Origin of the sequence: Phocaeicola sp. HCN-6420 (assembly GCF_037890145.1) — a bacterium.
Lineage (GTDB): Bacteria > Bacteroidota > Bacteroidia > Bacteroidales > Bacteroidaceae > Phocaeicola.
In genome coordinates this window covers 49,162-65,502 of sequence record NZ_JBBKBJ010000005.1, presented here as the reverse complement: position 1 = coordinate 65,502, position 16,341 = coordinate 49,162, and the positions used below count along the sequence as shown (strand labels likewise).

Below are 16,341 nucleotides of genomic sequence, written 5' to 3'. Positions count from 1 at the left end.
ACACAGCCATGACAGATCTGATACAAGAAATATATGGTACCATCATGCGCAACAAGCTGCGTACCATTCTGACGGGCTTCTCGGTGGCATGGGGAATCTTCATGCTGATTGTACTGCTGGGAGCCGGAAACGGACTGATACATGCCTTCGAAGGGCAGTCGAGAAACATGAAAATGAATTCCATCAAGATTTATCCGGGATATACGTCGAAGCCCTTCAAGGGACTGAAGGAGGGCAGACGCCTTTCGCTCGATGAAAGCGACCGGCAGCTTACCGAACAGGCTTTCCCCGAAAACGTAACGTCGACGGGAGCCAGCGTCAGCAAGGATGGTGCTATCCTGACTTTCGGCAAGGAGCATGTTTCCATCTCTCTGCAAGGGGTATTTCCTAATTATACGGAGCTGGAGGCGGTAAAGCTGAAAGAAGGACGTTTCATCAACGACCGCGACATGAGGGAGCGGCGAAAGGTGCTTGTCCTGCATGAGAAGACCATCCGCATACTGTTTCCACACACAGAACCGCTGGGGCAATACGTCGACGTACAGGGAGTAGCCTACCGGGTAGTGGGTATCTATACCGACCAGAACAGTTTCTCGCCTTCGGCACTGGTACCTTTCACCACCGTCCAACTGGTATACGGCAAGGGCGACAGCATCGACAACCTGACATTTGCCACCGAAGGACTGACCGACGAAGCTACCAACCAGAAGTTTGAAGCCGACTACCGGCAGGCGATGGGGCTGCACAAAAGCTTCTCTCCTACCGACCAGAGCGCCATCTGGATGTGGAACCGCTTTACACAGTACCTCCAGCAGCAGTCGGCTACCCGCATCCTGCATATCGCCATTTGGGTAATCGGCATATTCACCCTGCTGAGCGGTATCGTGGGCGTGAGCAACATCATGCTTATCACCGTGCGCGAACGTACACACGAGTTCGGCATCCGTAAGGCACTGGGAGCCAAACCCGCCTCCATCCTGTGGCTGATTATCTCGGAGAGTGTGACCATCACCACCTTCTTCGGCTACATCGGCATGGTGGCAGGCATCGCCGTCACCGAGTACATGAATCAGGTGGCAGGCAAGCAGACCGTCGACGCGGGCGTGTTCAGCGTAACGGTCTTCGAGAATCCTACGGTAGACCTGAGTATTGCCATTCAGGCTACCCTGACACTGATTATCGCCGGTACGCTTGCCGGACTCTTCCCCGCCCGGAAGGCAGCCCGCATCCGTCCGATAGAAGCACTAAGAGCAGACTGACATGAGAAGAATCGATTTTGACACCTGGGAGGAAATCTTCCTCACCATTACACGCAACAAAACACGAAGCATACTGACGGCATTCGGCATCTTCTGGGGAATATTCATGCTGGTGGCACTCATGGGAGGCGCACAAGGCATGCAGGACATGCTCTCACGGCAGTTTCAGGGCTTCGCCACCAACTCGGGGTTCATGGGAACGAACAATACTTCGAAGGCTTACAAGGGATTCCAGCAGGGAAGATGGTGGAGTATGGACAATCAGGATGTGGAGCGTATACGCAACTGCGTACAGGGACTGGACGTCGTAACGGCTACCATTGCCCAGTGGGGAGTGAATATCGTGTACGAGGAATACAGCATATCGGGAACGCTGAAAGGGCTTTATCCGGACTACGACCGGATAGAGGAACCGATTATCCGTCTGGGGCGTCCGCTGAACGAAACCGACATACGCGACCGCCGGAAGGTGTGTGTCATCGGGAAACGTATCTACGAAACGCTCTTCCCAAAGAAGGATGATCCGTGCGGCAAATACATTGAGATAAACGGTATCTACTACCGGGTAGTGGGAGTCAACGAGGCGACGGGCAACATGTCGGTCAACGGACAGTCGGAAACGTCGGTCGTCATTCCCTTCAGTACCATGCAGCAGAACTATAACCGGGGCAACCGCATCGACATGCTGGGCTATACGGCAAAAAAAGGATACTCCATCAGTCAGGTGGAAAAGGAAGTGGAACGCATCGTCAAACAGGCACACGCCATCCACCCCGATGACGAACAGGCGGTTATCCGCGTCAATGCGGAAGCCATGTTCAGCATGATGGACAACCTGTTTACCGGCATCCGCATCTTAGGGTGGCTCGTAGGACTGGGTACGCTGCTTGCCGGTGCCATCGGAGTGAGCAACATCATGATGATTACCGTAAAGGAACGTACTACCGAAATCGGCATCCGCCGTGCCATCGGTGCACGTCCGAGTGATATCCTGCAACAGATTCTGCTGGAAAGTATGGTACTTACCACACTGGCAGGCATGGCGGGCATCACGTTTGCCGTATTCCTGCTGAATGCCGTAGAAACGGGGGCCTCGGAACCGGGACTCCCGGCACATTTCCTCATCAGTTTCTGGCAAGCCATCGGAGCCTGCGTCCTGCTCATCGTACTGGGACTGCTGGCGGGACTGATTCCTGCCTACCGTGCCATGGCGATAAAGCCGATAGAAGCCATACGCGACGAATAATTAACCCGACCGTCAAACCATTGAAATAAAAACATAAACCAATTCATATGAAGAAATTTATCAAAGTTGGCATATTGGTGCTCATCGCACTGATATTTATAGGAACATTCGTTTTCCTGTATCAAAAGTCACAGCCTAAAGAAGCACAGTACAACATTCAGCGAGTAGAAAAGACCGATCTGGTACAGACTACCGTGGCTACAGGCAAGATTGAGCCGCGCGACGAAGTACAAATCAAGCCTCAGATTTCGGGTATCATTGCCGAAGTATACAAGGAGGCGGGACAGAAAGTAAAGAAGGGGGAAGTGATAGCCAAGGTAAAGGTCATCCCCGAACTGGGACAACTGAACTCCGCCGAAAGCCGTGTCCGGCTGGCAGAGATGAACGGACGGCAGGCAGAAACCGACCTGACACGTATGGAGAAGCTCTACAAGGACAAGCTGGTGAGCAACGAGGAATACGAAAAGACCCTGCTGGCTGCCCGTCAGGCGCGCGAGGAGATTCAGGCAGCAAAAGATAATCTGGAGATTGTAAAGGAAGGTATCACCAAGAACAGTGCTTCGTTCAGCAGTACGCTTATCCGTTCGACCATCGACGGACTGATACTCGACGTGCCCATCAAGGTGGGTAACTCGGTCATCATGAGCAACACGTTCAACGACGGTACCACCATCGCTACCGTAGCCGACATGGGCGACCTGATTTTCCGCGGCAACGTAGACGAAACGGAAGTAGGACATATACGTGAAGGCATCCCCGTTAAAATCACACTGGGAGCCTTGCAGAACATGAAGTTCGACGCCGTACTGGAGTACATCTCACCCAAGAGCGTAGAAAACAACGGTGCCAACCAGTTTGAGATAAAGGCTGCCATCAACGTACCCGACAGTGTAACTATCCGTTCGGGCTACAGCGCCAATGCCGAAATGGAACTCCAGCGCGCCGACAATGTACTTGCCGTACCCGAAAATGCACTGGAGTTTGCAGGCGATTCGGCCTTTGTGTATGTGCTGACCGACAGTGTGCCTCAACAGCAGTTCGAACGCCGGGCAGTCAAAACAGGTATCAGCGACGGTATCAAGATAGAAATCAAGCAGGGACTGAGTGCAAACGATTTTGTGCGCGGCCTGAAAAAAGAAAACTAATCACCCGCAACCATGAAACTGAAACATTTTCTCTTTATAGCTTCTGCCACTGCCCTGCTGCCGGTACAGGCACAGCAGAAATGGGACTTGAAGCAGTGTATCGACCACGCCATCGCCAATAACCTGAACATCAAGCAACAGGAAGCACAGCGCGACCAGAACAAAGTGGAAGTAAGTACGGCACGAAACAGCTTCCTGCCCGACCTGAACGGAAGTGCCTCGCACTCGTTCAACTTCGGCCGAAGCCTTCAGTCGGATAATACGTACAAGAGTCTGAATACACAGAATACCGGTCTGAACCTGACGACCAGCATCCCGCTGTTCAACGGACTGCAACGAATCAACAACGTGGCACTCTCGAAGCTGAACCTGCAGGCTGCCATGGAAGACCTGAACAAGGCAAAGGAGGATATCAGCATCCAGGTGGCATCGGCTTACCTGCAAGTGCTCTTCAACGAAGAACTGGTGAAGGTGGCCAACGACCAACTGACGCTGAGCAAGGAGATGCTGGACCAGAAAACGGCTTTCTACAAGAACGGTAAAGCCTCGCAGGCAGAATGGTACGAAGCCAAGGCACGCGTGGCACAGGACGAGCTTTCTGCCGTACAGGCCGAAAACAACCGCCGCCTTGCCCTGCTCGACCTGAGTCAGTTGCTGGAACTCCCCTCTCCCGACGACTTCGGTATCGTATCGCCGGCAGTCGATTCGCTCACCAGCCTGAGCATACAGACCTCTCCCGCCGAAGTCTATGCCGAAGCGGTACTCACCAAGCCGGCTATCAAAGCGGCCCAGTACCGTCTGGAAGGTGCCGACAAGAATATCCGCATTGCCAAAGGAGCCTATTACCCGCAACTCAGTTTCGGAGCAGGCATCAGCACCAGTTTCTACAACGTATCGGGCATGGAGAACGGCAACTTCGGCTCACAGTTGCGCGACAACTTCAGCCAGTACATCGGACTCTCGCTCAGCATCCCCATCTTCGACCGCTTCAGCACCCGCAACCGTGTACGGAGCGCACGCATCCAGCAGCACACCTACTACTGGCAACTGGAAGAGAGCAAGAAAACCCTCTACAAGGAAATACAGCAGGCGTACTACAACGCCGTAAATGCCGAAACCCAGTACCGCAGCAGCCGTACCGCCGACGAAGCCGCACAGGCCTCCTTCCAACTGATGAAGGAAAAATACGCCAACGGCAAGGCAAACGCCACCGAGTACAACGAATCGCGCACAGCGTGGATGAAAGCCGTTTCAGACCGCCTTCAGGCCAAGTACGACTACCTGTTCCGCACCAAGATACTCGACTTCTACCGCGGTATTCCGCTCACGCTATAACCTCCCCCGAAACCGACAGACGTCTATATAAAAAGAGAGCCGCAGGCGATACTCAACGTACAACCTGCGGCTATTGGTCTGTGTTACGATTTCGGAAACTCGATGTCGTGTCCAAAAACTATTTATCGATGCTTTTTATAATAGTCGATGCAATCTTCGATGAACTCTTTCGGCTTGCCTTGCTCAGCTTGTCAGCTTTTTCCAGATTCATGCAAGTAAAGTAATTGTTGCCTTTCGTCACCTCTTGCTGATTCTTGTCGTACAGCGAGTAGCTCACGAAGTGAAACAAGGTACGCAGCGGTTTTTCCTGCCATTTCAGGTAATGCTGGTTCAGGAACAGCACATAGTCGGCATGAGCCTCATCCATCAACTGCTTATAATTCTTATGGTCAATCTGTTCCACATCAGCATAGCTTTCTTCATTCTCTCCGCTCATCTTCACCTCACCCAGCAACTGTTCCGTGTCAGAGAAATTCTCTGAAGAAATGAACGTAAACTCCTTGCTCTTATTAGTCTGAATAATATTATCGGTAATAATCCGGTTATATGTATCGCCGATGCTGTCTTCCGGAATACCTGTTTCTTCAGTAATCATACTTTCCGGAAAATAGTTTGAGCTGACATTGTCAAGTCCTACCACCAATACCTTTACAGAAGTAGCATTCGCCTTGCCGGCAGCCTCTTTACCAGCCTCTTCAGCCTGCACAGCTGTGATAGAAGCCATAGCAAACAATCCTAAAATAATGCTTTTCACAAATGTCGTTTTCATTGTCTTTCTGCTTTTAATTTGACGATACAAAAATAGGGATGTCATATTACATCCCTATTTCCGTTGTGTGATAATATTATTTAGAATCGGTTACAATCGGATTTGCCTGTTTCCGGAATCATTTTCCGGAAATCAGTGCAGCAGCTTCCAAAGGTTGGTTAGTGGTGATATAATCTACATTCAGGTCCATCATTTTCTTCATGACCTTCACATCGTCTACGGTCCAGACATTGACCTTCATGCCCAGGTCGTGAGCTTCCTTCACCCATTCCGGATGTTTTTCGAAAGCCTTATAGTAATAATCGATGCCGTTCAGTCCTTTTTCCTTTACTTCTTTGGGAGCGATATCACTCTTCAGGTAAGCAATTTCCGAACCCGGAGTAAGGCGTACAAGCTGTTCGCATACGTTCATGCTGAACGAGATATATTCCACCTGTTTCTCCAGCCCATATTCCTTCACCATCTTGACGGTAGACTCTGTAATCTGGTCTTCCTGAGCCTTGGTCTTATGAGGCTTGATTTCCAGAATCAGCTGTACATCCGGCAACTTCTTGCCAGCCTCCAGATAGTCGGCCAGCGTAGGCAACTTTTCGCCATTCTTCAGTTTCAGGTCTTTCAGCTTGTCGTATGCCGTTTTGCCGATAGTCAGTCCGTCTATCGCATCGTCGTGGTTCACCACCACTACCCCGTCGGCAGTGAGCTGTACATCAAATTCAGAGCCATATACCTTTGCCTCGGCAGCCTTGTTCAACGCTGCAATAGAGTTTTGTGCCGAACCTTCAGTTTTCCAGAATCCGCGGTGAGCAATCACCTGTGTCTGAGCCTGTCCTGCCAGTGCAAAGAGTGCACAGGCACAAGCCATCAGTAAATTTTTTGTTTTCATAATCATCAATTATATTTTTCAGTTCATTTATCAGAATGCATATCTCAAACCCAACTGTACCTGATAAGGAGTACCGTTCAGGCTGGAAACACCGGTATTCGCATTGACGTTGTATACGTATTCCTTCTTTTCCTTATCGAAGCTCTTGATGGTATAAATCTTCTGAGCTCCCAGGTTATGTCCTGCTCCCCAGTCTTTGTTCAGCATGTTCAGCACGTTGAAGATATCGACAGAGAGTTCCAGACTGTGCTTTTTGTAAATCTGGAATTTCTTAGCCAGACGCAAGTCGAGTGTACCATAGAATCCGTTCACACCGCCGTTACGCTCGGCAACCTTTCCGAAGCTCTTGCGGATATAGTCTTTCGTACTTTCCTCTACATCCGGATTAGCAAGAATGCTGTTGATACCATCTTTCAGGTACTGCGGTGTATTCGGATCATTCGGGTCGTAAATATAAGCCAAATCATTCGAATCGACAAAGTCGCCGTTCACATTTCCACCCACGATGAGCGAGTAACGTGTACCACCGATACCCGAGAAGCGTGCACCTACGCTGATGCCCCAGAAAGTAGGAGCAGTACCATATACTACCACTTTATGACGGAACTGGTTGCTTGAATAGTTCATCTGGCTCAGGTCACGCGGATCGTCCACTACCATCTGAGCGAGTGTAGCCGAGTTTGCTACGTTACCGTTGTAAGAAGTATTGTCTTTGGTATCGTTCCAGGTATAGCTGAACGAAAGCTCACCGTCCTTGAAGTAACGCCATGTACCGTCGATGACGAAGGCGAACTGATTCACCTTACCGTCGCTGATCATTTCGAGCACACGTCCTACCTTGTCGCTCTTTCGTCCCTCTTTCCAGTCGGCTACCCCTTTATCGTCGATTGTACTGGCAGGCACATATACCCCACGGTTTCCTTCGGCAGCTATACGGAAGTACGGCTCGTCCACCATGTTGCGGTCTACGTACATGTAGTTGTTGCGTCCCAGCGTCATATATCCGGCTACGCTCACCTTCAGACGGTCGCTGAAGAAATGCGTATACGAGAGGTTAGCCTTGTAGATGACAGGCACCTTGCAGTCGGCACCGTTCATGTTGATGGTAGAAAGTTTCTCCACATTCGGATTGTTGAAAAGTTCGGCACCCGGTGCGGTAGACGGATCCTTGCGGTAAGCAGGGAAGTCCGGACGAATCAGGTTCAGCATCTCCTGATAGTTGGCAGCCGTCTTGTCGAGCGTAATATCCAGCGAAGCGGTACGTGTACCGTCGAACACCATGTTGTTGATCATGGCATAGTTGTTGATATCGGAAGCAAAGATACCGGCACCGGCACGGATGATGTCCCGATGCTTGTCGTTGATATCCCACGTGAACTGCAAACGCGGCTGAACCTGGAAAGTAGACAGTCCGTTGTCTGTTCTCAGCCCCAGTTCGTCGTATACCGTCTGGTTAAATTCACCCTTGTTGAAATAAGTAGCATTGTCCAGACGCAAGCCGGCAGTCAGTTCAAATCCCGGGAAGAGCTTGGTCTGCAACTGCGCATAAGCTCCTGCGTTCAGGATATTCTGTTTCACACGGTCGTCGGGAGTAAGATACAGTTCACGAACGTAGCGGTACGGTTCCAGATTGTCGAAAGCATCCAGTCCGTTGAAGTAGAAACGTCCGTTCGTTTCACTGCCGTAGCGTGAGTTCATGTGCGTATACATCATGTCCACACCAAACGTATAGTTGATTTTGTTCGTATTATAATAGAAGTTATCGACTGCCTGAAGCACATGGTTGTAGAAGTTTTCAGGGCAGTAGCGCTGACCACCCAACTGGATGCTGGTAGTAGCCGTCTTGCCGTCTATCTGCGATTCCACGTTGCTCACGATGGCACGTGGTATGTTGGCAGCAGGAAGTTCATCCCCCGGCATAGATTTTTCCAGCGTATACAGATGCTGTACCTTCAGCTCGTTGGTACCCCTCGGACCGACTACCGAACGCAAGGTAGCCATGGCACTGTTGTTCAGCGAATGTACGTTACCATACGTTTCGTACAGACAGATAGCCGTATTGTCGCCCAGTCCCAGGTTGTTCATATCGTTTACAAAGTTATCGGTAAACGTCAAGAGGTTGGTCGCATTAATCTGCCAGTCCACACGGGCAAACACTGCATCGGTACTCTGTTTCTTGTCGAATGCTCCGAACTGCGGAGTAGAAGCCACTCCATACTTGTCGCGTGCGATCTGCAAGAAACGGTCGCGCACATCAGTTGTCAGGCTGTAACGCTTCTCGTCGGCAGCACTCTGGATATCGGCGATATACAGCGGACGAGAGTCTGCCTGATGATCCCATGCGATGAAGAAGTGGGCACGGTCTTTTACCAGCGCACCCCCCAGCGAAGCACCGAACTGATAAGTCGAGAAGTCGTTGTCGCGCTTGTTTCCACGGATATCGTACGGGCTGGACAGCCAGTTGGCACGTGCAAAGGTGAACGCACTACCGGTCAGCGTATTGGTACCCGACTTGGTTACTGTGCTCACCGTACCACCTCCGGCACGTCCGTTGGTCACATCGTACTGATTGGTTACCACCTTGAACTCTCGGATAGCCTCCATAGAAATAGCATACGGCACACCGTTTCGGCTTGTGGTACTACCTCCCGAAGTAGGGTTCTTTGCCGTCATGCCGTCGATGGTATAGTTGGTAGACGATGCGAGCTGTCCCGACAGGCTGGAACCCGTGCTGAGCGGAGAAAGATCCACCAGCGAAGTAAAGTTACGTCCGTTCACCGGCAACTTCTCCAGGTCGCGTTCCGTCACGGAAGTAGCCGCACCCGTAGTAGCGATGGTATTCTTCAGCGAGTTTGCCACAACTTCCACAGCCTCCATCACGACACTTTCTTCTTTCAACTGGAAATCCAGACGGAGCAAGTCGCCCTGATTCAGTGTATATCCTGTTTTCTTCTGGTCGCCGTAGCCTACGTAAGTCACCGTCACACTGTACGGCCCGCCCAGCGGCAACTGCTTGATAGTATACTCACCTTTCTCGTTTGTGATAGAGCCGGTATTAAATCCGGTAGATTCATTCTTTACCTGAATAGCAGCTCCGATAACCCCCATTCCGGTTTCATCGGTCACAATACCCGAAATAATGGCACGGTTATCCTGAGCCATCAACTGCCCTGCCGACACCAGCAGAAGCACCAAAAACAATAAGAATTGCTTAAACTTTGTTGTCATCATATACTTTAGTTAAGTGTTTTTAAATTGACGCAACAAAAGTAAAAGCAGGGTATTACACCCACATAACCGCCATGTAAAGAAAGCGTGTGAATTGTATGAAGAAAATATTACAGGCACGACTAACCGCCGTGCCTGTAACTAACAAAACCAACTGGCAGCCAACAATTTCTGCCACAACCTATATCTACAGAAAATATTCCAATGCTATGTAAAAACACAGCATTTTTAACCTACCGTATTCATGCTTGAAATGTGTTAACGGAAAGCTATATACCGGCCTTTTCCAAAAGAATCAGCGCTCATACTGCGGCATATCCGGGTTGAAGTCGAGAACAGTCTGCGGAACCGGCATAATATAGCGCGGGTCGTTGGCAGGCAATGTCCAAGTTTCACCGTTGGCACTGTGAACAATATCCTTGCGGAACCAGTCCTCACGGTTCAGACGTTTCAAGTCAATCAGACGAGGAGCTCCCAGCATGGCAAACTCACGGCGACGTTCGTCGATCACCAAGCGCAATGCTTCCGTACGATTAGGAGCATCGGTAGCCTCTACATAATGTACATTATTCTTAATACGAGCATCACGCAACTTGTCGAGCAACTGCAATGCACGGCTGATAGAACCGATACGTGCTTCACACTCGGCAGCAATCAAATAAATTTCTGGAGTCGTAAATCCGGCATTCTGGTTGATATAGGGAGCATACGTACTATATCCCTTAAAATGCTCCGGCTCAGCAGAAGGATTCATAGTAAAGTTTCCCTCATCGGTAGCAAAAAACAAACGCAGACGCATATCTTCTCCATCAGAAGCCAGATGACTCTTGAATATTTCGAGCAGATCTTGGCTGGCTACAACTGCCCGGTAGAAACCAGAACCGGCTCCTCCTAAGTTACGCATAAAGATATTCTCCACATTATCTACATCTTCCGGGAAGGTTTCATCCGGATTAGACTCCAGTACGATGCGTCCGAAAGTGCTGTATGTAGTAGTGTAGGGCTTCATGTCCAGCAACTGGTCATTCAATTTCAGCGCTTCGTTGGCATTGGTCAGCGCATTCTCATAATCGCCCATGTAGAGGAACATACGTGCCTGAAACGCATAACCGATGGTTCGGTTAGGATGATATACGTTGGTAGCTACTTCCGGCAAGAGCGGAGTGGCAGTCTTCAGGTCAGACATAATCTGATTATACACTTCTGCCACCGTATTGCGCACGTACGAAGCTCCGTCGCCTACCTCTTCACTCAGCAGGATAGGCACTCCGTAATCGGTAGCGGCTGTCGCAGGGTCATAGTGATTACCAAAAATATTGACCAGATTCAGGTATTCGAATGCACGGCCCACCAAAGCTTCGGCATATTTTGCCTCCCGCTGTTCCTTCGTACCGTCGGGCACATTCAGGATGTTGTTGGCTACTGCATTGTATACATAAATATTGGCATAGGCATCATCCCACAAAGGGTCATTGTTTCCCGGCGTGAGCACCTGTCCCGACTTAAACGTATAGAGGTTACGCTCCTGGTCACTGCATCCGGAAAAATTGAATTCGGTATATTCAACCGGATTTCCTCCCGAACTAACATTCATGATTTCTCCATCCGAAGTACGGTAAACATCATCGGTCAAGTAACTGAGCACCGTATTCGACGAACTCATCAGGTAACTGCTGTTCAACAGTTTAGAGTAATCCTCGAATTTTTCGGGGATGGTATATCCTTTCGGCTTGTTTCCTAAAAAATCATCACAACTTTGCAAGGACAAGATACCAAGTCCCAGCAACAGATATTTAGACAGATTCATATTATATCTTAAATTCATGGTTATACATTAAAAATCGAGTGCCACACCCAATGTGTAAGTAGCCGGAATATGCTGTCCTCTGGATGTAGGAGTAGCCACTTCCGGATCGAGGTTCTTCTTATTGGCAGCCCAATAGAAGGCGTTCTGGATCTGCAAGCTCAGACGCAATCCCTGAATGTATGCACTACGCAGCCATTGTTTCGGGAATGTGTAACCCAGTGTAATATCACGCAACTTGATGTAATCGCCCCGTTCGATATGCTTGTCTGCATACTGCCACAAACCACTACAAGTTTTACCATTTCTGTACTGGAATGCCGGATTCATGTCCGGATCGAGTTCATCACCCGGTTTCTGCCAAAATTTCAGACGGTCGCGGTCCATATTGCTGGCATAGTTCAGTACCGGATACATAGTAAACTGGTAGCTGGATGCTACGTCACGCATTACGTTTCCACCATAGTATACAAACATCATGCTCAAGTCGAAGTTCTTGTAACCGAAACGAGCTGTAAGTGATGAAGAGTAAGGAGCAATGGTTGTTCCTTTGTAAACCAAGTCTTCAGCCTCCAGATCGTTTACCGAATTAATCACAGTACCATCGGCTTTGTAAGCAGTCGGGTTACCTTCGCTGTCGAGTCCGGCATATCGGATGGCAAAGATAGAGCTCATCGGATAACCTTCACGGTTCTGGTAAGAACCATAGTAGCTATATGCAGAAGTTCCGGAGTTATCGATTTGTGTCAGCTTGTTCTTGTTGTAGCTGAACATGAAGTCGATGCCGAAGCTGAAATCACGGGTACGTACAATTTCACTCTGCAAAGAAAGTTCTACACCTCGGTTCACCATCGCACCATAGTTCAGCATCAGTGAAGTCCATCCGAAAGTAGAATCAACCAGTCGGTTACCCAGCAAATCGCTGGTTGCCTTGTTATAAAATTCTACACTACCGTTCAAACGGTTACTGAACAAGTTGAAATCAACTCCCACATTTACCAGCTTGGTTTTTTCCCAACGCAATGTAGGGTTAGGAGCACTTACCACATATGCTTGATACTCATTGGTATAGTAGTTCGTACCGTCATCAGCCACAATCATGTACGGGCCTGTATTTTTGGCTACGTTACCATTGATACCATAAGTCAGACGTCCAGCCAGACGATCCAGCACACCTTTGTTTTCCAAGATAATATGCTGCAAACCAACAGACCACAGAGGCTTGTACTGATATTTAGGATCGGTACCGAACAAGTTAGACTGGTCGATACGGATACTTCCGGTCAAGGTAGTACGGTTGTTGTAGGTGTACGATGCATTTCCATAGAACGACACGTAACGGTTATCATCGTATGTAAAGCCATCGGTACCCAGACGGTAAGTACTGAAGTAGAAGCTTCCGCTGGTAGACTGTGTACCACGGATACCCTGTCCCATAGCCAGTTCGTCGATAGCTTTCCAAGAAAGTGAGTTGTCATCGTAACCATATTTATACAACTGAGTAGTCTGATTAACGACCTTACGACGTTCTGCACCGGCTATCACCTGAATAGCGTGTTTTTTCTGGAAATCACGGCTGAAGTTGATCTGCGCACGCAAGGTATACGAATGATCCTTGCCCCAGTACTCGCTCAAGTTACCGCCTTCAGGAATGTAATGTGTGATAGTACCGTCGCTGTTGAGCACCGTAGCGTTGTTGATCATAGATGTTACGCTGTAGTGATTGATGGAGTTATACTGCTTGGTATAACTGTTGGTCATTTCAGTCTGATAACGGACATCGAAAGTTAACCCTTTGATAATCTTGAACGTTGCACCTACGTTGATGTTCCAATACTGCTGTTTATCCTGATAGTGTGCAGTATTTACGCCGTTGACCGGATAGAATGTTTCATCGTACAGTCCCAGTCCGTTCAAACGGTCGATTTCACGCTGCGACTTACCAGTCATGTACCACTGAGCCGGAGAACCATCCTCATTGCGGATCATACGGTACGACGGACCGCTGTACAGATAACTGTATCCTGAGAAACCGTTATCATAATCTTGCGATACGGTACTGTTCAAGATACCCAGATCCACATGCAACCATTTGAAGAAATCGAACTGGTTCTTGAAGTTGAAACCATAACGATTGGTCTTCTGCTCCTTGGCATGCGGCAAGTTCTGCTGGAAGTTGGCAGAAAGAGCATATTTGTAGATATCCGAACCACCCGAGATAGAAAGGTTATGCTGATGAGTGGTATTGGAACGACGAACAAATTCATCCTTGATCTGGTCGTAACGGTCGCGGTTACGGTATACATCCAACTGACTTTCCAGTTCGCTGTCGCTCAACTCTCCGGCTTCGTTACGATACAGCAAGTCGTACACCTCGTTGGTAAAGCTCGGGCTGGTAGGATCGTACGTGTTATGATAACAGTTGAACAACACCTTCTGCAAGTCCACCAGTTCCGCACTCGACATCAGGTTCATGTAATCGCGGTCGGGCAGCGGTTCAAACTTGATACTACCGTTGTAGCGAACCTTCGGTTTACCCTGTTCACCGCTGCGGGTAGTGATGACGATGACACCATTGGCAGACTGAGCACCATAGATAGATGCAGCAGAAGCATCCTTCAACACGGTTACATTGACGATATCGGATGGATTGATAGCATCCAGACTACCTTCGTACGGAATACCATCAACTACATAAAGCGGAGTCTTATTGGCATTCAAGGTAGAAATACCACGAATTTCGGGAGTCGATCCGTTGACCTTCATACCGGCCACCATACCTTCCATACGGTCGAGGATGTTGGTTTGGAGCTTATCCTCCATATCTTTCTGATTGACGATAGAGAACGATCCGGCTGCACGTTCTTTTGAGATGGTCTGATAACCGGTTACGATTACCTCGTCTATCAGCTGAGATTCCGGCTCCAGATCAACCGTATATTGTTTTTTTCCACTAACGGTAATTTCCTGACTTACATAACCGATGAACGACACTACAATGGTTTGTCCCTCGCGTACATTGAGCGAGAATTTACCATTTACATCGGTTACAGTACCATTAGACGTTCCTTTTATTATAACATTGGCCCCCACAACCGGTTCATTGTTCTCATCCAACACGGTTCCTTTTATGTACTGAGAAGCCTGCTGTTCTGTCAGGGCAACAGAGCCCATCACCTTTTCGACCTCCGCCTGCATCGGGACAGTTCCCCAACAGGCAGCCAGGGCCAAAAACAATCCGTTTTTCAGTGTTTGTCTTTTGTTTGTTTTCATACTACTATATTATTAGTGCTTCATTTTCGGTTTCGGTTTCAACTCATTGGAACGCATTGAGTAAGTTTTCTTTCCGTATTTGGGAGTAGAAAGAACGCATGCCGGAATATGCGACTTATCAGTCTGCCGGCGTAACACTTCTTCCAGTGCAGCAGCATAACTCTGATGGATGAAAGCATCATCGCGGTCGTATTGATTGTATGCAATATACTGCAAGTATTCAACGCACTTATTAAACCAAAATTCCGGAATTTTATTGATATTATAGGGAACCAACCGTGCTATAAACTTCAAGCGTTCGATGACCTGCTGCTGATTGACAGTGCTGTCGGCAATCATCGCATCAATCCGTGCGGCAGCCTCTTCGTACTTCTTTTCTCTCAGCTCATCATCTATCAGAATGAACGTGCGGTTGAATGACTTTCCTTCAAAATCGCACAACGAGTCAAGAGTAGCCACATCGCCATTCATCGTTTCCTTGCAAAGCTTGGCATCTACCTGATCTTTTCCAAACAACTTGCAATACTGTGCATAGTTTTCGGATACTTCCTTGATATACTTGTTGTCCATTCCCGTAATGGTACGGCAATACAGTCTCCAGATATCCGGCTCGGTGAGCTTCGCACCTCCCGCTATCAGTTCGTCGAACGCTTTCTTTACGGCATCCGTCTGATAGATAGTCGCGTTATACTCAATGTAATCTTTCAGCAACTGTCTGTCTCTGTTGCCTTTCTGATACTCATCGTACAGGTAGAAAGAACGACGGGCAGGCGTCAGGGCACTCTGACCGGTAGCAATAAATTCCTCTGCAGTCTGTCGGCTGCTACTGAAATGAACAGCCTCGCACGTAGCAGGATCGACAAAAACATACGAAGGATAGAAACGTATCTTGTATTTCTTTGCAAGATCACGTCCTTCGCCATGCTCGGCATCGATTTTCGCATTGACAAAATTCTGATTATAAAATTCACCGACTTCCGGCTGAGTGAAAACATTCTGTGCCATATTCAGACAGGGGCCACACCACTGTGTATAAAAATCGATAAAGATGAGTTTGTTTTCAACTTTTGCCTTATTGACAATTTCAGACCAACTACCATGATTAAATTCTATTCCAGTTGCCCTTAGTGTAAGGTGAGCACTTCCTATACATATCAGCAGAAGAAGTACAAATACTTGTTTTAAATTCATAACAATTTTTCAATAAAGTTTTATCTATAAAAATATTACAATATCAACCCAACCTATTAACGCGCAAAATCATTGAAATATTATCAAAAAGAATCATCAAGCAATCAAAGCCATAATAAGAAAACCAAAATATATCTATTGAAAACTACGCGAGATTTTATCGCCCCCTAAATCGTATGCAATGCCTATATGCCTAAATGATTTGTTC

10 protein-coding genes are annotated in these 16,341 nt (G+C 48.4%); 4 read left to right on the top strand and 6 right to left on the bottom strand.

The window, feature by feature from the left end; translation table 11 throughout:
- Positions 1 to 8: 8 nt before the first annotated feature.
- The 4 genes from WKT12_RS04790 to WKT12_RS04775 are packed head-to-tail and all read left to right on the top strand — an operon-like array spanning position 9 to position 4,985.
- A complete protein-coding gene (locus WKT12_RS04790) occupies positions 9 to 1,259 on the top strand; it encodes an ABC transporter permease (RefSeq protein WP_340318959.1) in 1,251 nt (416 codons plus the stop codon).
- Between the two features lies 1 nt (position 1,260).
- Positions 1,261 to 2,505: an ABC transporter permease gene (locus WKT12_RS04785; RefSeq protein ID WP_340318958.1), complete on the top strand. Its 1,245-nt coding sequence runs from the start codon at positions 1,261 to 1,263 to the stop codon at positions 2,503 to 2,505.
- Between the two features lie 47 nt (positions 2,506 to 2,552).
- Positions 2,553 to 3,650, top strand: a complete 1,098-nt coding sequence (locus WKT12_RS04780) for an efflux RND transporter periplasmic adaptor subunit (RefSeq protein WP_021971111.1) — start codon at positions 2,553 to 2,555, stop codon at positions 3,648 to 3,650.
- Positions 3,651 to 3,662: 12 nt separating this feature from the next.
- A complete protein-coding gene (locus tag WKT12_RS04775) occupies positions 3,663 to 4,985 on the top strand; it encodes a TolC family protein (protein ID WP_340318957.1) in 1,323 nt (440 codons plus the stop codon).
- Between the two features lie 118 nt (positions 4,986 to 5,103).
- Here WKT12_RS04775 and WKT12_RS04770 read toward each other — a convergent pair whose 3' ends face one another.
- The 6 genes from WKT12_RS04770 to WKT12_RS04745 form a co-directional block, all read right to left on the bottom strand.
- Entirely contained in the window at positions 5,104 to 5,754 is a 651-nt protein-coding gene (locus WKT12_RS04770) for a hypothetical protein (RefSeq protein WP_021971109.1), read from the bottom strand.
- Positions 5,755 to 5,872: 118 nt separating this feature from the next.
- Positions 5,873 to 6,637, bottom strand: coding sequence for a glycerophosphodiester phosphodiesterase (locus WKT12_RS04765; protein WP_340318956.1), 765 nt, complete (start codon positions 6,635 to 6,637; stop codon positions 5,873 to 5,875).
- A 30-nt stretch (positions 6,638 to 6,667) separates the two neighbouring features.
- Positions 6,668 to 9,799: a carboxypeptidase regulatory-like domain-containing protein gene (locus WKT12_RS04760; RefSeq protein WP_445323122.1), complete on the bottom strand. Its 3,132-nt coding sequence runs from the start codon at positions 9,797 to 9,799 to the stop codon at positions 6,668 to 6,670.
- Positions 9,800 to 10,160: 361 nt separating this feature from the next.
- Entirely contained in the window at positions 10,161 to 11,690 is a 1,530-nt protein-coding gene (locus tag WKT12_RS04755; RefSeq protein WP_340318954.1) for a RagB/SusD family nutrient uptake outer membrane protein, read from the bottom strand.
- A gap of 9 nt (positions 11,691 to 11,699) precedes the next feature.
- On the bottom strand, positions 11,700 to 14,942 hold the full coding sequence (locus WKT12_RS04750) for a SusC/RagA family TonB-linked outer membrane protein (protein ID WP_340318953.1): 3,243 nt from the start codon (positions 14,940 to 14,942) through the stop codon (positions 11,700 to 11,702).
- 12 nt (positions 14,943 to 14,954) lie between these two features.
- Positions 14,955 to 16,133, bottom strand: coding sequence for a thioredoxin family protein (locus tag WKT12_RS04745; protein ID WP_340318952.1), 1,179 nt, complete (start codon positions 16,131 to 16,133; stop codon positions 14,955 to 14,957).
- Between the last annotated feature and the right edge of the window lie 208 nt (positions 16,134 to 16,341).

Bases quoted from the DNA above. Each gene is read 5' to 3' on its own strand.
- WKT12_RS04780 (WP_021971111.1), top strand. From the start codon at position 2,553: ATGAAGAAATTTATCAAAGTTGGCATATTGGTGCTCATCGCACTGATA.
- WKT12_RS04785 (WP_340318958.1), top strand. From the start codon at position 1,261: ATGAGAAGAATCGATTTTGACACCTGGGAGGAAATCTTCCTCACCATT.
- WKT12_RS04750 (WP_340318953.1), bottom strand. From the start codon at position 14,942: ATGAAAACAAACAAAAGACAAACACTGAAAAACGGATTGTTTTTGGCC.
- WKT12_RS04765 (WP_340318956.1), bottom strand. From the start codon at position 6,637: ATGAAAACAAAAAATTTACTGATGGCTTGTGCCTGTGCACTCTTTGCA.
- WKT12_RS04770 (WP_021971109.1), bottom strand. From the start codon at position 5,754: ATGAAAACGACATTTGTGAAAAGCATTATTTTAGGATTGTTTGCTATG.
- WKT12_RS04745 (WP_340318952.1), bottom strand. From the start codon at position 16,133: ATGAATTTAAAACAAGTATTTGTACTTCTTCTGCTGATATGTATAGGA.
- WKT12_RS04755 (WP_340318954.1), bottom strand. From the start codon at position 11,690: ATGAATTTAAGATATAATATGAATCTGTCTAAATATCTGTTGCTGGGA.
- WKT12_RS04775 (WP_340318957.1), top strand. From the start codon at position 3,663: ATGAAACTGAAACATTTTCTCTTTATAGCTTCTGCCACTGCCCTGCTG.
- WKT12_RS04760 (WP_445323122.1), bottom strand. From the start codon at position 9,799: ATGGCTCAGGATAACCGTGCCATTATTTCGGGTATTGTGACCGATGAA.
- WKT12_RS04790 (WP_340318959.1), top strand. From the start codon at position 9: ATGACAGATCTGATACAAGAAATATATGGTACCATCATGCGCAACAAG.